This window comes from Enterobacter sp. 118C5, from assembly GCF_034107645.1.
Taxonomy (GTDB): domain Bacteria; phylum Pseudomonadota; class Gammaproteobacteria; order Enterobacterales; family Enterobacteriaceae; genus Enterobacter; species Enterobacter nematophilus.
In genome coordinates this window covers 1,000,595-1,022,882 of record NZ_JAWNEU010000001.1, presented here as the reverse complement: position 1 = coordinate 1,022,882, position 22,288 = coordinate 1,000,595, and the positions used below count along the sequence as shown (strand labels likewise).

Here is a 22,288-nt window from a genome sequence, read left to right as displayed (position 1 = left end):
CGTAAAATCAATTACATCACTCGCTAACAAACCGTACACATGCTTGATTATGCTCATCGCCAGCACCGTTCCGACCGGCGTCGCCTGCTTCTGCTGGTGCTGCTGCTTATTCTTGCCGCGGGTATCAGCCTCTGCGCGGGCGACAGCTGGATCGGGCCTGAACGCTGGCTGGGGCCTGACGGGCAGCTCTTCGTCTGGCAAATTCGCCTGCCGCGCACCGTTGCGGTGATCCTGGTCGGCGCCGCGCTGGCGCTGTCTGGCACCATTATGCAGGCGCTGTTCGAAAACCCGCTGGCGGAGCCCGGCCTGCTCGGAGTGTCGAACGGTGCAGGCGTCGGGCTGATTGCGGCGGTGATGCTGGGCGGGGGAGAACTCTCCGGCTGGAGTATTAGCCTGAGCGCCATTCTTGGCGCACTGCTGATCACCGTCATTCTTCTTCGCTTCGCCAGACGGCACCTGTCGACCAGCCGGCTGCTGCTTGCCGGCGTTGCGCTGGGGATCATCTGTAGCGCGCTGATGACCTGGGCAGTCTACTTCTCGACCTCCTTTGACCTGCGCCAGCTCATGTACTGGATGATGGGCGGCTTTGGCGGCGTTGACTGGCAGCAGGGCTGGCTAATGGCGCTGCTGGTGCCGGTCATCGCGTGGGCTGCGCTGCAGGCCCAGCCGCTGAATCGGCTCGCGCTGGGGGAAATCTCTGCCCGCCAGCTCGGCATGCCGATTGGTTTCTGGCGTAACGTACTGGTCATTGCCATTGGCTGGCTGGTGGGCGTCAGCGTGGCCCTGGCGGGGGCGATTGGCTTTATCGGGCTGGTCATTCCGCACATGCTGCGTCTGTGCGGCTTCACGGATCATCGAACCTTGCTTCCGGCCTCGGCGGTTGCCGGGGCTGCCACGCTGCTGGTGGCCGATATCATCGCCCGTCTCGCCCTGACGGCCGCAGAATTGCCTGTTGGCGTGGTGACCGCTACGCTGGGCGCGCCAGTCTTTATCTGGCTACTATTAAAAGCTGGACGTTAAATCGATAACCTGAGGAAATGCTATGCAGTCAGATATCCTGAATACCGAAGTGACCACCATTGATGGGGATAACACCACGCTGGAAGGCTACAAAGGCAAGGTGTTGCTCATCGTCAACGTGGCATCGAAATGCGGCCTGACGCCGCAGTACGAGCAGCTGGAGAATATTCATAAGGCCTGGGAGAAAGACGGTTTTACCGTGCTGGGCTTCCCGTGCAACCAGTTCCTGGGCCAGGAGCCGGGCAGCGAAGAAGAGATTAAAACCTTCTGCAGCACCACCTATGGCGTGACGTTCCCGATGTTCAGCAAAATTGACGTCAACGGTGAAGACCGCCATCCGCTGTATGCGAAGCTGATTGCTGCCGCGCCGAAGGCCGTTGCGCCGGAAGAGAGCGGTTTTTACGAGCGTATGGCCAGCAAAGGCCGCGCGCCGCTCTATCCGGACGACATTCTGTGGAACTTCGAAAAATTCCTGATTGGTCGTGACGGCCAGGTCGTTCAGCGTTTTTCGCCTGATATGACGCCTGAGGATCCGATCCTCATGGAATCTATTAAGCTGGCGCTGGCGAAATAATGACGCTGCTGATGCAGCTCACGGACGTCGCCGAGAAGGGGCGTCTGGAGCCGATAACCTGCGACATCAGTTCGGGGGAAATCCTGCATCTCGTCGGGCCAAACGGCGCGGGTAAAAGCACGCTGCTGGCGCGGATGGCGGGGCTGACCACCGGGCCAGGGCAGATTACTCTGCTGGAACAGGCTTTGGTCGACTGGTCACCCGCCTCGCTGGCACATCGGCGCAGCTACCTGGTGCAGCAGCAGGTACCGCCTTTTGCGATGCCGGTCTGGCATTATCTGATGCTGCATCTGCACGACAAACAGCATACGGCACTGTTGGAGGAGGTGGCTGCGGCGTTAGGGCTGGAAGATAAACTCTCCCGGCATGCCAGCCAGCTTTCCGGGGGGGAATGGCAGCGGGTGCGTCTGGCGGCGGTCATTCTGCAGATCCATCCCGCGGGCAACCCTCACGGGAGGATGCTGCTGCTGGATGAACCGATGAGCGGTCTGGATGTTGCCCAGCAGGCGGCGCTGGATAGCCTGCTAAGCGCGCTGAGCAGGAAAGGTATCGCCGTAGTGATGAGCAGCCACGATCTTAACCATACGTTACGTCACGCCCATCGCGTGTGGCTCCTGTCGCACGGCAGGATGGTCGCCAGCGGTACGCGGGATCGGGTCCTGACGCCGCCCAATCTCGCCCGTGCCTACAACATGTCGTTCCGCAGGCTGGATATAGAGGGGCATAAGATGCTGATTTCTACCGGGCTGGAGTAACCGTTTCTTGCCTGTTGACACAATTGCACGCTAAATTACCGAAAGAACAATAAAAGCAGAGGATTCGTCTGAAAATGCGATTCTGGTTTCTCCTCGTGGCGGCACTCTTTCTTGCTGGATGCAGCAGCCATCGTGCACCGCCGCCTAATCCGCGGCTATCAGATTCTATCACCGTCATTGCCAGCCTTAACGATCAGCTGAGCAACTGGCGCGGCACGCCTTATCGCTACGGCGGCATGAGCCGCGGCGGGGTGGACTGCTCAGGCTTTGTGCTGATGACGTTTCGTGACAAGTTTGATTTACAGCTTCCGCGAGACACGCGCAAACAGGCGGAAATAGGCACTGAAATTGATAAAGACGATCTCCTGCCCGGTGACCTGGTCTTTTTCAAAACCGGCTCGGGAGAAAGCGGCCTCCATGTTGGGATATATGATACAGACAACCAGTTTATTCACGCCTCTACCAGTCGCGGCGTGATGCGCTCTTCTCTTGATAACGTGTACTGGCGTAAAAATTTCTGGCAGGCGCGACGTATTTAGACTGCCCGTACACGATTCTTATGTCGGCATGGTAACTATTAAGCCATGCCGTTTTTCTCAAATAAGCTGATTAAAGTTAAATTTACCTAAATTAGCAACATCCTTATGTGTCTGTTTTATCTAAAACTGGCTATTATTCAGTAACCAGGATAAGATTATTTTAGATTCAGGGATAAATCTGAAAATTAATACGGAACTAATGAAATTAAACTTATTAAAATCAAGACAGTGGAATTGTGTCAGCAATTGCTCCAGGATGTCCTCTCTCATCTTTAATGCGGGGCGAGTGCAATGATTATTACGCTAGATAATGCTTACCAGTCTGAACTGATGCTTCTGCCTGCCCGTAATAGCGCAGGCGAGCTAAAAGGTTTAGAAATACTGGTTAACTTTACTGGCGTCGGCACCGATGTGAGGATCCCCACCGAGCTCGTTATCCCTCGGCTTTCAGCAGCAGAGGAGTTAGCGCTGTTTAACGAAAAACTGCAATTGCTTGATACCTGTAAACTGTTTTTTATTCAGCATCAGTTAATTGCATGGATCAATATTACACCAGCAATTGTTGAGTTTTTATTAAGTAATGGGAATGCTGTTTCAATTCTTGAGCGTTATCCGTTTCTTGAGTTTACTGTTAATGAGAACTATCCAGATTTAAATAACGGAAAGGACGATCTGCAACTGGCAAGAATGGCAATCCATTTTCCGCTGGTGCTGGCAAACTTTGGTGCCGGTGCGGCATCGCTCAAGGCCGTCTATGATGGATTATTTAAACGGGTTATTCTTGATAAAGGATTCATCCAGCAGCGCGCTTCAGAGCTTTCTTTCGAGCCTTTTATGCGCGCGATCCTCTGGCAAATAACCCCGCACTGCCAGTCGGTGATCGTCTCCGGCATTGACGCCCACGGCCTGCTGCAGCGCGTTCTGTCCTTCAATTTTGGTGCCATGCAGGGCGCGCTCTGGCCAGCCGTCTCGGCGGAGCACGTCACGACGCTCGTTCAGCAGCGATAACCCTGCCTTTCGCCCGTGTTTAAGTCCGGGTAAACCCTCTACACTAAAAGCAGGAGGACTTATGACCCTGTCTTTTACTGCTCACTGGCATGACGAGTTGCCTGGCTTTTACACCGCACTCAAACCAACACCGTTACATAATTCACGTCTTATCTGGCATAACGATCGGCTGGCCGATGAGCTGGCCATTCCGCCCGATCTATTTCAGCGTTCAGAGAGCGCTGGCGTCTGGGGAGGCGAGACGCTTCTCCCCGGCATGCAGCCTCTGGCTCAGGTCTATAGCGGGCACCAGTTTGGCGTCTGGGCGGGGCAGCTGGGCGACGGCAGGGGGATCCTGCTCGGCGAACAACGGCTTCCCAACGGGGAGACGGTTGACTGGCATCTGAAAGGCGCAGGCCTTACCCCTTACTCACGCATGGGCGACGGGCGCGCGGTATTGCGGTCAACAATACGCGAAAGTCTGGCATCCGAAGCGATGCATGCGCTGGGTATTCCCACCACCCGCGCGCTGTCGATTGTCACCAGCGACACGCCGGTGGCGCGCGAAACGGTGGAAAAGGGGGCGATGCTGATGCGCATTGCGCAAAGCCATCTGCGCTTTGGTCATTTTGAGCACTTTTACTATCGCCGCGAGCCGGACAAGGTTCGCCAGCTCGCGGACTTCGCCATTCGCCACCACTGGGCGCATCTGCAGGATGAGGCGGATAAATACGTTCTCTGGTTCCGGGACGTGGTTGCCCGTACCGCCACGATGATTGCGCGCTGGCAAACGGTAGGCTTTGCTCACGGGGTCATGAACACGGACAACATGTCGATTCTCGGCCTGACCTTTGATTACGGTCCGTTTGGTTTCCTTGACGATTATCAGCCGGGGTATATCTGCAACCATTCCGACTATCAGGGGCGTTATAGCTTTGATAATCAGCCCGCGGTTGGGCTGTGGAACCTTCAGCGGCTTGCACAGACCTTATCGCCGTTTATCGACGTTGATGCCCTGAACGATGCGCTCGACAGCTATCAGGACCTTTTGCTGCGGGAGTACGGCACGCTGATGCGTAACAAGCTGGGGCTGATGACCCAGGAGAAGGGCGACAACGACATCCTCAACGGCCTGTTTGCCCTGATGGCGCGTGAGGGAAGCGATTACACCCGCACCTTCCGCATGCTGGGCCAGACGGAGCTGCACAGCGCCGCCTCGCCGCTGCGCGACGAGTTTATTGACCGTCAGGCGTTTGACGACTGGTTTGCACAGTACCGCACGCGGCTGCAGCAGGAGCAGGTAGACGACGCTACCCGTCAGGCGCAGATGAACGCAGCGAATCCCGCGATGGTATTACGCAACTGGCTGGCGCAGCGGGCGATTGAGCAGGCAGAGCAGGGCAAGTACGACGAGTTACACCGGCTGCATCTGGCGTTGCGCACGCCGTTTGCCGACCGGGATGATGACTACGTCAGCCGCCCGCCCGATTGGGGCAAGCGGCTGGAGGTCAGCTGCTCAAGCTAGAGATGTTGGCCGGGCGGCGGCGTTGCCTTACCCGGCCTGTTCATCACTGAGCAACCCAGCCGCCATCCATATTCCACGCGGCGCCGCGAACGTTCACGGCGCCGTCGCTGCACAAAAACAGCGCCAGCTCGCCCAGCTGTTCCGGGGTAACAAACTCCCCTGAAGGCTGTTTCTCCGCCAGTAGCTGTTCGCGGGCCTGCTCCGGCGGTACACCATCTGCGATACGCTTGTCGATTTGCTGCTGCACCAGCGGGGTCAGTACCCAGCCGGGGCAAATAGTATTGGCGGTAATCCCCGTGCGGGCGGTTTCCAGCGCCAGGGATTTGGTAAAGCCCACCACGCCGTGCTTGGCCGCAACGTAGGCCGATTTCTCTTTCGACGCGACCAGCCCGTGAACGGAGGCGATATTGATGACGCGCCCCCAGTTTTTCTCCCGCATGGCCGGCAGCGCCAGCCGGCTGGTGTGAAACACCGCGGAAAGGTTAATGGCGATAATGTCGTTCCATTTCTCCACCGGAAAGGCGTCAACCGGGGCCACGTGCTGGATCCCGGCGTTGTTCACAAGAATATCCACGCCGCCAAACTGCGATTCGGCGTAGCGCATCATGGCCTCAATCTGCAGTACGTCCCGCAGATCCGCATCGTGATAGCCCGGCTTTTTGCCCAGTTGCGCAATCTCTTCCCGTGCCGATGCGCTGTCGCCGAAGCCGTTGAGGATCAGCTGCGCGCCCGCCTTCGCCAGCACGCGGGCGATCCCCAGGCCAATGCCGCTGGTCGAGCCGGTTACCAGGGCGGTTTTACCGTTCAGATTCATTCTTCTCTCCTTACACAATGCCGGTCAGATAGAACACGGCAATGACAAAAAGCACTGCCAGACTTTTAATGATGGTGATAGCGAAAATGCCGCCGTAGGCCTGGCGATGGCTCAGGCCGGTGATAGCCAGCAGGGTAATCACCGCGCCGTTATGGGGAAGGGTATCCATCCCGCCGCTCGCCATCGAGGCCACGCGGTGCAGCACCTCAAGCGGAATATTGGCCGCATGGGCGGCAGCAACAAAGGTATCGGCCATCGCCGCAAGGGCGATGCTCATTCCGCCGGAAGCCGAACCGGTGATCCCCGCGAGGACGGTCACGCTGATGGCCTCATTCAGCAGCGGATTCGGAATGGCCGCCAGCGCTTTGGATAACACCAGGAACCCAGGCAGCGCCGCGATAACCGCGCCGAAACCGTATTCCGAGGCGGTATTCATCGCCGCCAGAATGGCTCCGCTCACCGCCGTCCGGCTGCCTTCAGCCAGACGCCCCCGAATATTGCGAAAGCCAAAAATCAGCACCAGCACGATACCGGCGATTAGCGCCGCCTCCACGGCCCAGATGGCGGTGATCTTGCCCACCTCGGTCACAATCGGTTTCGCCAGGCCGGGCAGGGTTAATTCGTGAGTCACGCCGTACCAGCCGGGGATCCAGCGGGTAAACAGCAGGTTCAGTATGCCTACCACCAGCAGCGGGGAGATAGCAATCAGCGGATGCGGGAGATTAATGTTATCCGGCGTCTCGGGTTCATTTTTCAGATCCGTGCCGTAACCTTCATTGTTATTGAGCGCCTTCCGACGCTGGCGCTCCAGCCAGAGCAGCCCAAAGACGATAATAAACAGAGAGCCGATAAGCCCCAGCCACGGGGCCGCCCAGGCGTTCGTGCCGAAGAAGCTGGTAGGGATGATATTCTGGATCTGCGGCGTGCCGGGCAGGGCGTCCATGGTAAACGAGAATGCCCCAAGCGCCACGGTGGCCGGGATCAGCCGCTTGGGGATGCCGCTCTGGCGAAACAGCTCGGCGGCAAACGGGTACACCGCAAACGCCACCACGAACAGCGAAACGCCGCCGTAGGTTAACAGCGCACACACCAGGACAATCACCGGGATGGCGTGTCTACGCCCGAGGATCTGGATCGCGGCGGCGACGATGGAGCGTGAAAAACCGGAAAGCTCAATCAGCTTGCCAAACACCGCCCCCAGCAGGAACACCGGGAAGTAGAGCTTGACGAAACCCACCATTTTTTCCATAAACAGGCCGGTAAACGTCGGGCCGACGGCACCCGGATCGGTCAGCAGCACGGCGCCGAGCGCCGCGATCGGCGCAAACAAAATAACGCTGTATCCGCGGTAGGCCGCCAGCATCAGCAGTGCCAGCGCCGCCAGGGCTATTAACACACTCATTACGACTCCTCACTTTAATTATTATTCGGGTACCAACGAGAGGTTTAACGCTCGACGGTCAGGGCAATGCCTTGTCCGCCGCCTACGCACAGGGTGACGAGCCCTTTTTTAACGTCACGGCGCTGCATTTCGTACAGCAGGGTCACGAGGATGCGGCAGCCGGAGGCGCCAATCGGATGGCCCAGGGCGATGGCGCCGCCGTTAACGTTGACCTTGCGCTCGTCCCAGCCGAGCTGCTGGCCCACCGCCAGCGCCTGGGCGGCAAAGGCTTCATTGGCTTCAATGAGGTCCACCTCGTCGAGCGTCCAGCCCGCTCGCGCCAGCGCCGTCCGGCAGGCGCTGACCGGGCCCATGCCCATCACCGACGGGTCAACGCCCGTCACGGCGTAACTCACGATGCGGCCAAGAACAGGAAATCCGCTCTCCCGCGCCTTTTCCTCGCTCATCAGCAGCACCGCGGCGGCACCGTCGTTGAGCGCGGAAGCATTCCCCGCCGTGACGGTGCCTTCCTCGTGCAAAAAGGCGGGGCGCAGCTGCGCAAGCTGCTCTGCGGCGGTGCCCGGTCGGGGCTGTTCGTCACGGCTGATAACCAGCGGCGGCTTTTTACCCTGTTTCACCGTCACCGGCGCTATCTCGGCGTCAAAGCGACCCGCTTCGATGGCGGAGGCCGCTTTTTGCTGCGACCGGGCGGCGAAGGCGTCCTGCTGCTCGCGGGAAATGCCATACTCGCGAGCGACGTTTTCAGCGGTGATCCCCATGTGATAATCGTTGAATACGTCCCACAGGCCGTCGGTAATCATGCTGTCCTTGAGGCCCGCGTGCCCGAAACGCAGCCCTGCACGCGCGCCGTCCAGCAGATACGGGGCGTTGCTCATGCTCTCCTGACCGCCGGCGATAACCACCTCCGCGTCGCCGCAGCGGATCGCCTGCGCGGCGAGCTGCACCGCTTTTAAGCCCGCGCCGCACACCAGGTTGACGGTGGTCGCCGGCGTGCTGACGGGCAATCCGGCGCCGATGGCCGCCTGGCGGGCGGGGTTTTGCCCGCATCCGGCCGTCAGCACCTGTCCGAAAATCAGTTCGTCTACCTGCTCTGCGCTGAGACCGCTGTTCTCCAGCAGGCGCCGTACCGTGACGGCCCCAAGCTCAACCGCAGAAAGGGGCGAGAGCGATCCGCGAAAACTGCCGATGGGGGTTCGCGTTACCCCGACAATCATGACCTTGTTCATGCTGACCCCTCAGTTGAAGCGCATCTCGCGCACGTCGTCCGCCACAATGATTTTCCCTGCCGTTTTACGCACGATCTCGTCAGTACTGACGCCCGGGGCGTATTCCCGCAGGATGAACGCGCCGTCCTGGATTTCCAGCAGCGCGAGATCGGTCAGGACCCGACGGATACAGCCCGCGCCCGTGAGCGGCAGCGTGCAGCGCGGCAGCAGCTTTGACTCACCGCTCTTTGAGGCGTGGGTCATCACCACGATGATGTTCTGCGCCCCGGCAACGAGATCCATCGCGCCGCCCATGCCCTTCACCATCTTTCCGGGGATCATCCACGAGGCGATATTGCCCTCCACGTCCACTTCAAACGCGCCCAGCACGGTCAGGTCCACATGGCCGCCGCGGATCATGGCAAACGACTGGGCCGAGTCGAAAATGGCTGCGCCGATCCGCGCGGTCACGGTCTGTTTACCGGCGTTGATCATGTCGGCGTCGAGGCTCTGCTCGTCAGGAAAAGCCCCCATCCCCAGCAGGCCGTTTTCCGACTGCAGCATCACGTCCATCCCGTCCGGGATGTAGTTCGCCACCAGGGTAGGGATGCCGATCCCCAGGTTGACGTAATAACCGTCGCGCAGTTCGCGGGCGACGCGCATGGCCATCTGTTCACGGGTTAACATCGTCACACTCCTTGCGCGCGCAGGGTGCGCTGCTCAATGCGTTTTTCAAACTGGCCGACAATCAGCCTGTCGACGTAAATTCCCGGAGTGTGAATGGCCGACGGGGGCAGTTCGCCCGGCGGAACAATCTCTTCCACCTCCACCACCGTGATCCGGCCCGCCGTTGCCATCAGCGGATTAAAGTTTTGCGCGGTATGGCGATAGATGACGTTGCCGTACCAGTCCGCTTTCCAGCCCTTGATCAGCGCGAAATCGCCGACGATCGCCTCCTCGAGGATGTAGTGCTTGCCCGCAAACTGGCGCACGTCCTTGCCGGCCGCCACGGGCGTGCCGTAGCCGGTGGCCGTGTAAAACGCCGGAATACCGGCCCCGCCCGCGCGCACCTTTTCCGCCAGCGTGCCCTGCGGGGTGAGCTCAATCTCCAGCTCGCCGCTCAGCACCTGCTGCTCAAACAGCGCGTTCTCGCCGACGTAAGAGGCCACCACTTTGCGAACCTGCCGCGTTTCGAGCAGTATCCCCAGACCGAATCCATCCACGCCGCAGTTGTTTGACACCACGGTCAAATCTCTCACCTGACGGCGTCGGACCTCCGCAATCAGGTTCTCCGGAATGCCGCACAGGCCGAAGCCGCCCGCCAGCAAGGTCATTCCGTCCGTCAGCCCATCCAGCGCCTGCGCATAGCTGCCAACGCGCTTATCCAGTCCTGCCATAGTCATCCCTCCCGTTAACCGTGCCGGTATCATTTGGGGCGGCGACTCATTTGTTAATTTTGAATTTGTGACCCACTCATTTGGTTTTCTTATTAATTTCCTGTTAACTAATTCTTTTCAATTAGTTAACAGGATGAAAAATGAGAATGAGTGTCAAACAGTTACGCGCGTTTTTAGCGGTAGCTCACACTCTCAATTTCGCGCACGCCAGCGAACGCTTAAATCTCTCCCAGCCGGCCCTGAGCCTGACGATTAAAAGTCTGGAAGACGCGCTCGGCGGCCCGCTGCTGCAGCGGAGCACGCGCAAGGTTGCCCTCACGCAGGAAGGGGAGACGTTTCTGCCGATGGCGCGGCAGCTGCTTGCCGACTGGGATAATGTGGAAGAGGCGATGCACCAGTGCTTTACCCTGCAGCGCGGCAAAATCTCCGTCGCGGCGATGCCGTCATTTGCCGCCAACGTCTTGCCGGAGGTGCTCAAGGTGTTTCGCGATCGCCACGCCGGGATCAACGTCACCGTGCATGACGTCATCAATGAGCAGGTGGTTGAGATGGTGCGGGAAGGGCGGGTTGAGATGGGGATCGCCTTTGAGCCGGCCCCCACGCACAACCTGCTTTTTACGCCGCTGGGGCTCGACAGGTTTGTCGCCATTGTGCCGAAGGACTCCGCGCTGGCGGGCAAAAAGCGGCTGGTCTGGGAAGAGCTGCTGACGCTGGACTTCATTACCCTGCAGCGCCCTTCGGCGGTACGTCTGATGATGGAGGAGGAGCTGGCGCGAAGCGGCAGAAAGCTGGACGTGGCGCTGGAGAGCCATCAGCTGGTGACGGTAGGGCGCATGGTCGCCAGCGGGCTGGGCGGCAGCGCCGTACCGGCGCTCTGCGAAGCGCAGATGACGGCACTGGGTGCGGTCTGTATTCCGCTGGATAACCCGCCCATAGAAAAGTGTATCGGAGCGATCCATCCGGGGCACACGCAGCTCTCTAAAGCGGCGCATGCCCTGCTGGAAACGCTGAAGGATTTTTACCAGCCCGCTCAGGGGGCGAGAAATACCTGCGGTACGGGGTGATCCGGATGGCTGCCGACGCGCACCTGCGCGCCGTACCAGCGCGCCAGCGTCCCGGCCTGCAGCACGTCCCGCGGCGCGCCACTGGAGACCAGCCTGCCGCTGTGCAACAGCAGAATGCGATCCGCCCACAGCGCCGCCAGATTGAGATCGTGCAGCACCACGCAGACGTGAAGATGACCCCGACGGGTCAGGGATTTCATCAGGCGCAGCAGATGCTGCTGGTGGTAGAGATCCAGCGCGGAGGTGGGCTCATCAAGAAACAGCCAGCCGCGCGGTGCTCCGTCGCACCAGAGCTGGGCCAGCGCGCGGGCGAGCTGGATCCGCTGCTGCTCGCCGCCGGAGAGCGTCGAATAGCGTCTGCCCGCCAGCGGTAGACAGCCCGTTATCGCCATCACTTCCTCAACCACCGACGCTTCAGGGGAGCGAGTCCAGGGGGCGCGTCCCATACCGACCACCGCTTCTACCGGCCAGTCGAATCCGGGCTGTGTATTCTGGCGCATCACCGCCCGGTAGCGAGCGAGGGTATCCGGCGGCCAGTCCGCAAGCGGCGTGCCGGCCAGAGTGCAGCGTCCGCTTGCGGGCTTGAGATAGCCGGTAAGCAGCCGCAATAACGTCGATTTCCCGGCACCGTTTGGGCCAATCAGTGCGACCAGCTCACCCTGAGAGAGGGTAAGCGACACATCGTCGATCAGCGTCCGCTGCCCGGCGTGAAAGAAAATGTTTTCTGCACAATAGCGTTCAGCCATGCGTACCTCCGCGACGAAAGATAAGCCACAGGAACCACGGCGCGCCGAGAAGGCTGGTCAACAACCCGACGGGCATCTCCGCCGGAGAGACCAGGGTGCGCGCAAGCGTGTCGGCAACCAGCAGCAGCAGCGCGCCGGCCAGCACCGAGCCGGGAACGACGGCCCGGTGGTCGGCCCCCAGCCACATGCGCATCAGGTGCGGCACCACAAGGCCAATAAAGCCGATCACCCCGCTGACGGCCACCGCCGCGGCAACCAGCAGGGCGCTGCACAGCAGCAGGATCCGCTGTACCATCGCGACATCCACCCCGAGATAGTGCGCCTCTTCATCGCCCAGCTGCAGCAGGTTGAGCGGGCCGGCCAGCCGCCAGATAACCAGCACCGCGGGCACCATCAGCGACGTTACCGCCAGCAGGGTGGACCACTGCGCCTGCCCGAGGCTGCCCATTCCCCAGAGGAAAAGCTGGCGAAGCTGGGCATCGTTGCTGAGCCATGAGAGCACCCCGACGGCCGCGCCGCACAGGGCGTTGATGGCGATCCCCACCAGCAGCAGGCGGGACAGGGAGCCGTGACGCTGCTGGCTGAGCAGGAAGATAATGACGGTTGCGGCCAGCGCGCCGAGGAACGCCGCGAGCATCGGGGCATACAGCATCAGCAGGGCAGGTAACGCGGCGGGAATGACCACCCACAGCGCCACCGCCAGCGCCGCGCCGCTGCTGATCCCCAGCAACCCCGGGTCCGCCAGCGGGTTGCGGAACAGCCCCTGCATCACACAGCCGGCCAGCGCCAGCGCTCCGCCAATCACCAGCGCCAGCAGCACGCGGGGCAGGCGAATGGTAAGCCAGATCTGACGCATGGCCTCATCGCTGCCGCTCCACAGCAGGCTGACCGGCAGGTGCAGTGCCCCAAACCCGGTCGCGGTGAGCGTCATGATGCTCAGGATCGCGGCCAGCATCCACAGCGACAAGGCGATCCGCCGGGACATCAGGGCAGTTGCTCCGCTTTGGCGCGCAGCTTCTGGATGGCAGCCGGCGTTCGCACGCTGAAGCCCAGCAGCGCCATATCATCAATCGCCAGCACCTGCCTGTTCCGTCCCGCCGGGGTTTGCGCCAGACCGGGCAGCTTCCACAGGTTCTCCTCGCCGCCCAGCGCGTTCACGCCGTCCTGCGAAATCACCACCAGATCGGGCTGGCTGGCAATGACCCCTTCCTGAGACAGCGGCTGGTAGCGGGTGAATCCCTGCATCGCGTTCTGCAGCCCGGCGGCACGGATGGCGGCGTCTGCGCCGGTCTGCTGCCCGGCGGCCATCGCGGTCATTCCCCCGTGATTGAGGATAAACAGCACCCGCTTGTTGAGGGGCGCGGTGGGCAGAGCCGCCAGCGCCTGACGCAGCGTGTGGCGCAGGGCTTCTCCCTCGGCTTCACGGTGCGTGGCGTCGGCAATCACGCGAACCTTTTCGTCAATGACGCTCAGGTCGTTGCGGCCGGGAACGGTTACCACCCTGACGTGACTTTGCTCGACCTGCTTCAGCGCCAGAGACGGCTGCGCCTGGTCGCTGGCCAGCACCAGCGTGGGGCGCATGGACAAAATGCCTTCGGCGTTAAGCTGGCGTAAATACCCCACGTCAGGCAGATCGTTTGCCGCCTGCGGCCACTGGCTGGTGCTGTCGCGCGCGACCAGAGAAGACTGCGCGCCAAGCGCATAGACAATCTCGGTCACGTCGCCGCCAAGGGCGACAATTTTCTCCTGCGCGGCGGCAAACGTCACCAGAGGCAGGGCGCTCAGCAGGGCTAACCACGTTTTCATGCGGCCAGCCCTTTTGGCGTCAGGGCGTCAATCTGGCTGCGCCACTGGCTCTGCTCCGGCTCGCCTTCGGTACGCTGGCCGTAAAGCTGGGCGATTTGCGTGCCGTCGGCGGCAAACAGCTCCAGGCTGGTGACGTGACCGTCAGCCGTGGGCTTGCGCGTCACCCAGCTCTCCGCGATCGTCTCCTCCAGCAGATGCAGGGTAAAGGCAGGGTTAAAGATGTTCAGCCAGCCTTTCATCGGCACGACTTTCTCCACCGCGCCGGTGAAGATCTGCACGCAGCCGCGGTTGCCGACGAAGACCATGATTTCGTTGCCGTCCTGGCGTGCCGCTTCCAGCAGCTGTGCCAGCGCGCTGTTCTCCACCTTACAGGCAAGGTCGTCGCCCACCAGGCGAAACGCCTGCTGGCGGCTGAGGTTGTGGCGTTTGAGCAGGCTGAAGAACTGATGCACGTCGGTCATGGCGCGCCACTCCTTGTCCACCAGAGCGGCATCCGCGTTTTCGGCGTGAGCCGGGGCATCCCCGGCGCTCAGCTCAAGCGGCGGGTTATCGGCAAAGATAAAGCGGGTCAGCACGTCGCCCCAGGCGGCGAGGTCGGTGTTGTCCGTGGTGTAGACCTTCAGCACCGCATCGCCCTGGCGATCGAAGAACTGAATGCTCTGGCGCTCGCCGCGGGCGGTGGTTTCGCTGAGGTGAAACGCGCTCGCCCACTGGTTGAGGAACAGGCGCAGATCCAGCGCGCGCGGGTTCAGCACCAGCCCGGCGTGGCCGTTCAGGTGCTGGTTGGTGAAGCTGCCCACCTGCTCGTGAACGGCATACTCGTTGCGGCAGATGCACTTGGTTTCACCCACGGCTTCCAGCGCGCCCAGGATATCGCGGATTTCTCCTCGCAGTCGCCAGGCGTCATGGCCCACGCGCGCAAAGGTCAGCTCCGCTTCGCTGATGTTCATTAACCCGGCGATGTCTCGCGCGTACTTACCCGGATGTTCTTCTTTTAGCTCAAGCCAGCGTGTGTAGTGATGCATTGTCTTATCCTTCTGAAGAGTGGCCCCGAAGGGAATTACCACTGATAGCTTACGAAAATCTTGCCGTTACGACCGTCCTGCGGAATACCCTGCGGAGACCAGTACTCCTTGTCGAAGGCGTTGCCGAGCACCAGCGTGGTGGTGACGCCCTTGAGCTGCTCCTGGCCCTTATAGCTGACGTAGAAATCGTTAACCGCATAGCCCGGCTGCTTGCTGTAGCTGCTGCTGACGTGGGTTGAACGATCGGCAAAGGTGCCGATCCAGCCCACGGAGAAACCGCTTTGCGCCACCGGAACGTCCAGCTTGCTGGTGACGGTGTCCGGGTTGATGCTGGAGATGTACTCCCCGGTATCGGTATCTTTCCCGCGGGTGCGGTTATAGGCCACGTCGAGGTTAAACAGGTCGGCCGAGTATTTTGCCATCACGTCCCAGCCCCAGATTTTGGCGTTGGGAACGTTGTACGACATGGTGGTCGCCGCGGCAAAATTGACGGTGGTGGAGATGTAGTCTTTGGCTTTGGTATCGAAATAGCTGGCCTTGAATTCCAGCGCGTCGTTGGCGAGCATCAGGTCGTCAAAGCGCAGGCCGAAACCAAATTCCTGCGTTTCGTTGGTTTCCGGGCGCAGGTTCGGGTTCGGCACCCAGTAGTTGGTGTAGAACCGGCCGATGGAGAAGTGTTTGGCGTCGTTATACATTTCGCCCATGGTCGGCGCGCGGAAGGCCTGCGCGTAAGAGCCGAACAGCATCAGCCAGTCGGTCGGGCTGACGGTTAATCCCGCCCGGGAAGACCACTTATCGGCATTGACGTCATCGTAGCCCTCGCTGCTGCCGCGATAGTTGTCATAGCGCGTGCCGCCCAGAAGGGTAACGGGCAGGTCGCGCAGGGTGATTTCATCCTGCAGCCAGCCGGAGCTGAAGTCGATTTTCGCCTCCGGGAAGCCGGTCGTGGCCCCGCCCGGACGCTGCTCCTGACGATAATATTCTCCGCCGTAGGTCAGCAGGTGAGAGGCAAAGGAGTCGCTGAAGAGGCGGGTACGGTTTTCCACCTTGCCGCCTTTGGTGGTCTGCTTGCGGAACTCGCCGGTGCTGTCGATGTTCTGGGCATTAATGCGCGCTTCGGACCAGTAAACCTTCGCATCGGCATTCAGCCAGTCGTACCCTTCCGGCGCAATGTGGTAGCCAACCTGCGCATCGCGCTGAATGGTGGAACGGTCGGTCATCGGGTTGCTGCTATTGGCATCAGCGGTTTGCGGGTTTTTCGGCTCCTGCGCGGCGTTGTTGTAGTAGCGCAGGGCGCCGCTCAGCGTCTGGGCCTGGTCGATTTTCCAGCTGCCTTTCGCCAGCATGTTATTGATGGATTCGTCGTTCGGCGCCGTTGCACCGTCGCTCTGGCGGATATCGCCGCGGTCGCGGCTGGACCACGACACCAGGCCGTCCAGGGTATCGGTACGGCCATAGGCGCTGGCCCCCAGGCCGAGGCTGTGATCCCCCGTCGCGCCGGTACCAAACACGCGGTAACCGCTGTTTTTGCCCGGTTCCAGCAGATCTTTGGCGTCGACGGTATCATAGGAGATGACGCCACCCAGCGCGCCGCTGCCGTAGAGCAGAGCAGACGGACCGCGCACCACTTCAATACGTTTAATCAGCGCCGGATCGAGAAACGTGCTGTTAAGGTGCCCGGTGTCGGTACCCTGGCGCACGCCGTCGACCAGCACCAGCACGCCGCGGCGGTCGTAGCCGCGCAGGTTAACGTCCTGACCGTTGGTGCGGCCGGTGCCGTCCAGCGTCAGGCCGGGCACGTTGCGCAGCAGGTCGGCGGCAGAGCTGGCGGTCTGTTTTTCCGGGGCGGTGGCGTCAATCACGCTCACCATCATCGGGGCTTCGAAGGCGCTACGGGCGTTGCCCGTTGCGGTGACGGTGATTTCATCTGCGGCAGCAAACGCGGCGCCCGGCAGGGTGCTGACAATCGCCAGCGCCAGAAGGGACGGGCGTAAACGTGCGGTATGCAGGTGTGGCATAGCAACTCTCCATAAAGTATCGAAAGCGCTGGCTGCCTGGGGATCACCTGGGTGGCTGGCGAAAGTTTTGGTTTATTTTGTGAGGATCAGTTTTCCGGCATTCGTCTGGCGCAGCAGATAGTGCTGGCCGTCATGCTCGATAATCACCCGGCCCTCATCACCCAGCAAAGTTTTGCTGTCGATGCGACGATCGGTAGGGGTAGGGGACGGTGCTGTGTGTGTTTTAGCTGGCGTTGCCGCGCTGTTATCCGTAGGTGACATCATGTTTATAAATAACAATCAATGTAACAATGATAATCATTATCAATAAACTGCAATTTCACGGCAAGCGTTTTTGTGAAAATTGTGTGACGGGATCAAATTTAGGGGGAGGTGCGGTCTGATCCCCTCACCCCAACCCTCTCCCAAAGGGAGAGGGAGAAGGGCGCCACCCGACAATAACATCAGAAGCGAGAATCAACCGCACCTGCCAGCTTCTCCAGCAGCAGCTCGCTGTCTTCCCAGCTCAGGCACGGGTCGGTGATAGACTGGCCGTACACCATCTGCTGCCCGGCAACGATTTTCTGCGTGCCTTCTTTGATAAAGCTTTCGGCCATAATCCCGGCAACGGCGGTCGAGCCGCTGCGGATCTGCTGACAGACCTCATCGCAAACGTCCAGCTGGCGGCGATGCTGCTTCTGGCAGTTGCCGTGGCTGAAATCCACCACCAGATGTTCCGGCAGGTCGAATTCGGCCAGCGTTTCGCAGGCAGCCGCAATATCTTGTGCATGGTAATTAGGCTTCTTCCCGCCGCGCATAATGATGTGCCCATACGGGTTACCGCTGGTCTGGTAGATGGTCATATGGCCGCTCTTGTCCGGCGAGAGGAACATATGGCTGGCACGCGAGGCGCGGATCGCATCCACCGCAATTCGGGTGTTGCCGTCGGTCCCGTTTTTAAAGCCGACCGGACAGGAGAGGGCGGAAGCCATCTCGCGGTGGATCTGGCTTTCGGTCGTGCGCGCGCCAATCGCGCCCCAGCCGATCAGGTCGGCGATAAACTGCCCGGTCACCATATCGAGAAACTCGGTGGCCGTCGGCACGCCCAGCTCGTTGACCTGCAGCAGCAGCTTGCGCGCCAGCTCGATGCCGTGGTTCACGCGATAGCTGCCGTTAAGGTCAGGGTCGGAAATCAGCCCCTTCCAGCCCACCACGGTACGCGGTTTTTCAAAGTAGGTGCGCATCACTATTTCAAGGCGATGCTGGTATTTATCCCGCATCCCCTGAAGGCGTTTTGCATAATCCATCGCGGCATCCAGATCGTGGATGGAGCAGGGCCCAATCACTACCAGAAGACGTTTGTCTTCACCATTGAGGATTTTTTCAATGCGGCGGCGGGAGGCCGTCACATGTTCCGCGACCGCGGCGGAAACGGGGTGCCGCTCGGCCAGTTCAGCCGGGGTGACCAGGCTGTCTATGCGCGCCGTGCGGAGTTCATCGGTTTTATTCATGACGTGTCTCAGAAAATTTGTGCTTCATCGGCAGACTACCGGGAAGTGATGGGCATCACATTAAACCAATCCCTGCTGATTTCAAGTTCGGGGCGACACCGCCCCGCTGTTGAAAAGGATGATACATGAATCCGAGCCAATGTACTAGCATATTAGTACATGCGGCGGTTAAGCCCCATGATGTCGAGAATTTTGGTGGCGATCTCTTCTACCGAATAGTTCGTGCTGTTCAGCCACGGGATCTGATTTTTGCGGTACAGCGCCTCCACTTCGGAAACCTCCATGCGGCACTGGCGCATCGAGGCGTAGCGGCTGTTTTCGCGGCGCTCTTCGCGGATTGCCGCGAGACGTTCCGGGTTAATTGTCAGGCCGAACAGCTTGTGCTGCAGCGGCTTGAGCGCAGCGGGCAGCACCAGGTTATCCATATCGTCAGCAATAAAGGGGTAGTTTGCGGCGCGGATGCCAAACTGCATCGCCAGATAGAGGCTGGTCGGCGTTTTGCCGCAGCGCGACACGCCGAGCAAAATCACCTGCGCCTGGTCGAGATTGCGCAGCGAAATTCCGTCGTCATGCGCCAGGGTGTAGTCGATGGCGGCGATACGCGCGTCGTACTTGGTCAGGTTGCCGGGGTTCAGCCCGTGGGTGCGGTGGGCGATAGGCGTCGGGTCAAGCTTCAGCTCGCTCTGAAGCGGAGCCACCAGCGCCTGCACGATATCCTGGCAGAAGCCTTCACTTTGCAGAATGATGTGGCGAATCTCTGGAATAACGATGGAGTAGAACACCAGCGGGCGCACGCCGGTCTGCTGGAAGATGGCGTCAATCTGGTCCTTCACCGCTTTGGCGCGGCTCTCATTTTCCACAAACGGCAGCGTGATGCTGTTAATCGAAACGGGGAATTGCGACATCACCGCGTGGCCCAGCACCTCGGCGGTGATCGCCGTACCATCAGAAATATAAAAAACGTGGCGATCGACAGCATTATCCATTTTACCCACCCTGAATATCATACGTAATTGTCTGAAAGCATAAATTAAAAAAGTTAATTGCACAGCAAAGAAGTTATCTGAATTTAAAATGAAATGATGTTTTTGGTTTTCCTGAAAAGCGGATTTCATTTTTCAAATAGCGGCTTTATTTTTGTGGTTTCTGGCTGAATATAGAGGAATCATCAGCTTATTGGCTGGTGGGAAACTATCCGAAAAGTTGAAAATTTAAATTGCTTACACGATTCACCGTTTTTTTAGCGCAAATAATTATGCCAGTATAAATACGTAGTCAGGTGTTACTTACTCCGATCAAATATCACAAAAGGATTGTTTCGATGTCCAACAATGGCTCGTCACCGCTGGTGCTTTGGTATAACCAACTCGGCATGAATGATGTAGACAGAGTTGGGGGCAAAAATGCCTCCCTGGGTGAAATGATTACAAATCTGTCCGGTATGGGTGTCTCCGTACCAAACGGGTTTGCCACGACCGCCGACGCGTTTAACCTGTTTTTAGACCAGAGCGGTGTAAACCAGCGCATTTACGACCTGCTGGATAAAACGGATATTGATGACGTCACCGAGCTTGCCAAAGCCGGGGCGCAGATCCGCCAGTGGATCATCGACACACCTTTCCAGCCGGAACTGGAAAAAGCTATCCATGACGCGTACAACCAGCTCTCCGCTGACGACGCGCAGGCCTCCTTTGCCGTGCGTTCTTCCGCGACCGCAGAAGACATGCCGGACGCGTCGTTTGCCGGGCAGCAGGAAACCTTCCTGAACGTTCAGGGCTACGATGCCGTGCTGGTGGCGGTGAAGCACGTGTTTGCTTCCCTGTTCAACGACCGCGCCATCTCCTATCGCGTGCATCAGGGCTACGACCATCGCGGCGTGGCGCTCTCCGCGGGCGTGCAGCGCATGGTGCGTTCGGACGTGGGTTCCTCCGGCGTGATGTTCTCCATTGATACCGAATCCGGCTTCGACCAGGTGGTGTTTATCACCTCCGCATGGGGCCTGGGTGAGATGGTGGTGCAGGGCGCGGTGAACCCTGACGAGTTCTACGTCCACAAGCCTACGCTTGCTGCGGGCCGTCCGGCGGTGGTGCGCCGCACCATGGGCTCGAAAAAAATCCGCATGATCTATGCCCCAACCCAGGAGCACGGCAAGCAGGTTAAGATTGAAGATGTGCCGCAGGAGCAGCGCGACCGCTTCTCCCTGACCGACGCCGAAGTGCAGGAGCTGGCGAAGCAGGCGGTGCAGATTGAAAAACACTATGGCCGTCCGATGGATATCGAATGGGCGAAAGACGGGAACACCGGCAAGCTGTTTATCGTTCAGGCGCGCCCGGAGACCGTTCGCTCTCGCGGCCAGGTGATGGAGCGTTATACGCTGCACGCGCAGGGTAAAATCGTGGCGGAAGGCCGCGCCATCGGTCACCGCATCGGTGCTGGTCCGGTCAAGGTGATCCACGACATCAGCGAGATGAACCGTATTGAGCCAGGCGACGTGCTGGTGACCGACATGACCGACCCGGACTGGGAACCGATCATGAAGAAAGCCTCGGCCATCGTCACCAACCGCGGCGGCCGTACCTGCCACGCGGCGATCATTGCCCGCGAGCTGGGGATCCCGGCGGTTGTCGGCTGCGGTGACGCTACCGAGCGCATGAAGGACGGCCAGAACGTAACCGTTTCCTGTGCGGAAGGCGATACCGGCTACGTGTATGCCGATATCCTTGACTTCAGCGTGAAGAGCTCCAGCGTGGATACCATGCCGGATCTGCCGCTGAAGATCATGATGAACGTCGGTAACCCGGACCGCGCGTTTGATTTCGCCTGCCTGCCGAACGAAGGCGTTGGCCTGGCGCGTCTGGAATTCATCATCAACCGTATGATCGGCGTTCACCCGCGCGCGCTGCTGGAGTTTGACGACCAGGACGCGAAGCTGCAGAACGAAATCCGCGAGATGATGAAAGGCTACGACTCGCCGAAAGAGTTCTACGTTGGCCGCCTGACCGAAGGGATCGCCACGCTGGGCGCGGCGTTCTACCCGAAACGCGTGATCGTGCGTCTGTCTGACTTTAAGTCTAACGAATACGCTAACCTGGTGGGCGGCGAGCGCTACGAGCCGGAAGAAGAGAACCCGATGCTGGGCTTCCGCGGGGCCGGACGCTACGTGTCCGACAGCTTCCGCGACTGCTTCGCGCTGGAGTGCGAGGCGGTGAAACGCGTGCGCAACGACATGGGGCTGACCAACGTCGAAATCATGATCCCGTTCGTGCGTACCGTGGATCAGGCGAAAGCGGTGGTGGACGAGCTGGCGCGTCAGGGGCTGAAGCGCGGCGAAAACGGGCTTAAGATCATCATGATGTGCGAGATCCCGTCCAACGCCCTGCTGGCCGAGCAGTTCCTGGAGCACTTCGACGGCTTCTCTATCGGCTCGAACGACATGACGCAGCTGACGCTGGGCCTGGACCGCGACTCCGGCGTGGTCTCCGAGCTGTTCGACGAGCGTAACGAGGCGGTGAAAGCGCTGCTCTCTATGTCCATCCGCGCGGCGAAGAAGCAGGGCAAATACGTCGGGATTTGCGGTCAGGGGCCATCCGACCATGAAGACTTTGCTGCCTGGCTGATGGAAGAGGGGATCGATAGCCTCTCCCTGAACCCGGACACGGTAGTGCAAACCTGGCTGAGCCTGGCGGAACTGAACAAGTAACGGCAACACGATCGCAAAAAGGCGAGGGTTTTATTCCTCGCCTTTTTTATTTCACCTCTAATTTGCTCCCCATCACAAATAAACTAAAAAACCAAATATCATAATTTGTCTGTTAATTAAGACAATTGTTAGTGCGCAACGCGTTGCTAATACTTGAGCCTTACTGCGCATTTCCCTTCAGAAGATGCGCAACTGGTTGAAATACGTTTTAACCTGATAAA

General features: G+C 59.7%; 21 protein-coding genes. 8 read left to right on the top strand and 13 right to left on the bottom strand.

Features of this window, described 5'->3' with window-relative positions; translation table 11 throughout:
- The first annotated feature begins 39 nt into the window (after positions 1-39).
- The 6 genes from btuC (at position 40) to selO (ending at position 5,400) form a co-directional block, all read left to right on the top strand.
- A complete protein-coding gene (gene btuC / locus UTO39_RS04810) occupies positions 40-1,020 on the top strand; it encodes a vitamin B12 ABC transporter permease BtuC (RefSeq protein WP_061098491.1) in 981 nt (326 codons plus the stop codon).
- Positions 1,021-1,042: 22 nt separating this feature from the next.
- Complete coding sequence (locus UTO39_RS04805; protein WP_061098490.1) at positions 1,043-1,594, top strand: glutathione peroxidase; 552 nt, start codon at positions 1,043-1,045, stop codon at positions 1,592-1,594.
- Positions 1,594-2,349: a vitamin B12 ABC transporter ATP-binding protein BtuD gene (gene btuD, locus UTO39_RS04800; RefSeq protein WP_151413224.1), complete on the top strand. Its 756-nt coding sequence runs from the start codon at positions 1,594-1,596 to the stop codon at positions 2,347-2,349. The genes UTO39_RS04805 and btuD overlap by 1 nt, the downstream gene beginning before the upstream one ends.
- A gap of 74 nt (positions 2,350-2,423) precedes the next feature.
- Positions 2,424-2,888 carry an NlpC/P60 family protein gene (locus UTO39_RS04795; protein WP_061098488.1) on the top strand — a complete coding sequence of 155 codons (465 nt, stop codon included), beginning with the start codon at positions 2,424-2,426 and terminating at the stop codon, positions 2,886-2,888.
- Between the two features lie 291 nt (positions 2,889-3,179).
- Entirely contained in the window at positions 3,180-3,896 is a 717-nt protein-coding gene (locus UTO39_RS04790) for an EAL domain-containing protein (RefSeq protein ID WP_320726609.1), read from the top strand.
- A gap of 61 nt (positions 3,897-3,957) precedes the next feature.
- Positions 3,958-5,400 (top strand): protein adenylyltransferase SelO, encoded by a 1,443-nt coding sequence (gene selO / locus UTO39_RS04785; RefSeq protein WP_320726608.1) that lies wholly within the window; start codon positions 3,958-3,960, stop codon positions 5,398-5,400.
- Between the two features lie 43 nt (positions 5,401-5,443).
- On the opposite strand, the gene UTO39_RS04780 is transcribed toward selO, so the two are convergent.
- Genes UTO39_RS04780 through UTO39_RS04760 form a run of 5 tightly spaced genes read right to left on the bottom strand, consistent with a single transcriptional unit; the run spans position 5,444 to position 10,218 of the window.
- A complete protein-coding gene (locus UTO39_RS04780) occupies positions 5,444-6,214 on the bottom strand; it encodes a 3-hydroxybutyrate dehydrogenase (RefSeq protein WP_253541633.1) in 771 nt (256 codons plus the stop codon).
- 10 nt (positions 6,215-6,224) lie between these two features.
- Complete coding sequence (locus tag UTO39_RS04775; protein WP_320726607.1) at positions 6,225-7,616, bottom strand: GntP family permease; 1,392 nt, start codon at positions 7,614-7,616, stop codon at positions 6,225-6,227.
- Positions 7,617-7,660: 44 nt separating this feature from the next.
- Positions 7,661-8,842, bottom strand: a complete 1,182-nt coding sequence (locus tag UTO39_RS04770) for an acetyl-CoA C-acetyltransferase (RefSeq protein WP_320726606.1) — start codon at positions 8,840-8,842, stop codon at positions 7,661-7,663.
- Between the two features lie 9 nt (positions 8,843-8,851).
- Positions 8,852-9,508, bottom strand: a complete 657-nt coding sequence (locus tag UTO39_RS04765; protein ID WP_266178237.1) for a CoA transferase subunit B — start codon at positions 9,506-9,508, stop codon at positions 8,852-8,854.
- 2 nt (positions 9,509-9,510) lie between these two features.
- Positions 9,511-10,218 carry a CoA transferase subunit A gene (locus UTO39_RS04760; RefSeq protein WP_320726605.1) on the bottom strand — a complete coding sequence of 236 codons (708 nt, stop codon included), beginning with the start codon at positions 10,216-10,218 and terminating at the stop codon, positions 9,511-9,513.
- A 140-nt stretch (positions 10,219-10,358) separates the two neighbouring features.
- Between UTO39_RS04760 and UTO39_RS04755 the strand changes: the two genes are divergently transcribed.
- A complete protein-coding gene (locus UTO39_RS04755) occupies positions 10,359-11,282 on the top strand; it encodes a LysR family transcriptional regulator (RefSeq protein WP_320726604.1) in 924 nt (307 codons plus the stop codon).
- Here the strand turns inward: UTO39_RS04755 and UTO39_RS04750 are convergent.
- From UTO39_RS04750 to UTO39_RS04715, 8 genes are all read right to left on the bottom strand, one after another.
- Entirely contained in the window at positions 11,249-12,028 is a 780-nt protein-coding gene (locus UTO39_RS04750; protein WP_320726603.1) for a heme ABC transporter ATP-binding protein, read from the bottom strand. The genes UTO39_RS04755 and UTO39_RS04750 overlap by 34 nt on opposite strands.
- Positions 12,021-13,013 (bottom strand): iron ABC transporter permease, encoded by a 993-nt coding sequence (locus UTO39_RS04745; protein ID WP_320726602.1) that lies wholly within the window; start codon positions 13,011-13,013, stop codon positions 12,021-12,023. Before UTO39_RS04745 ends, UTO39_RS04750 begins: the two co-directional genes overlap by 8 nt.
- Positions 13,013-13,834, bottom strand: a complete 822-nt coding sequence (locus UTO39_RS04740) for a hemin ABC transporter substrate-binding protein (protein WP_320726601.1) — start codon at positions 13,832-13,834, stop codon at positions 13,013-13,015. Before UTO39_RS04740 ends, UTO39_RS04745 begins: the two co-directional genes overlap by 1 nt.
- Positions 13,831-14,859, bottom strand: a complete 1,029-nt coding sequence (gene chuS, locus UTO39_RS04735; protein WP_320726600.1) for a hematinate-forming heme oxygenase ChuS — start codon at positions 14,857-14,859, stop codon at positions 13,831-13,833. The genes UTO39_RS04740 and chuS overlap by 4 nt, the downstream gene beginning before the upstream one ends.
- Positions 14,860-14,894: 35 nt before the next feature.
- Positions 14,895-16,877, bottom strand: a complete 1,983-nt coding sequence (locus UTO39_RS04730) for a TonB-dependent hemoglobin/transferrin/lactoferrin family receptor (RefSeq protein WP_253541648.1) — start codon at positions 16,875-16,877, stop codon at positions 14,895-14,897.
- Positions 16,878-16,949: 72 nt separating this feature from the next.
- Positions 16,950-17,138, bottom strand: a complete 189-nt coding sequence (hemP, locus tag UTO39_RS04725; RefSeq protein ID WP_151413273.1) for a hemin uptake protein HemP — start codon at positions 17,136-17,138, stop codon at positions 16,950-16,952.
- Between the two features lie 182 nt (positions 17,139-17,320).
- Positions 17,321-18,367: a 3-deoxy-7-phosphoheptulonate synthase AroH gene (aroH, locus tag UTO39_RS04720; protein ID WP_320726599.1), complete on the bottom strand. Its 1,047-nt coding sequence runs from the start codon at positions 18,365-18,367 to the stop codon at positions 17,321-17,323.
- 152 nt (positions 18,368-18,519) lie between these two features.
- Entirely contained in the window at positions 18,520-19,353 is an 834-nt protein-coding gene (locus tag UTO39_RS04715) for a pyruvate, water dikinase regulatory protein (protein WP_028012835.1), read from the bottom strand.
- Between the two features lie 335 nt (positions 19,354-19,688).
- Here UTO39_RS04715 and ppsA point away from each other — a divergent pair, with 335 nt between their 5' ends.
- Positions 19,689-22,067 (top strand): phosphoenolpyruvate synthase, encoded by a 2,379-nt coding sequence (ppsA, locus tag UTO39_RS04710; protein WP_028012836.1) that lies wholly within the window; start codon positions 19,689-19,691, stop codon positions 22,065-22,067.
- Positions 22,068-22,288 lie beyond the last annotated feature (221 nt).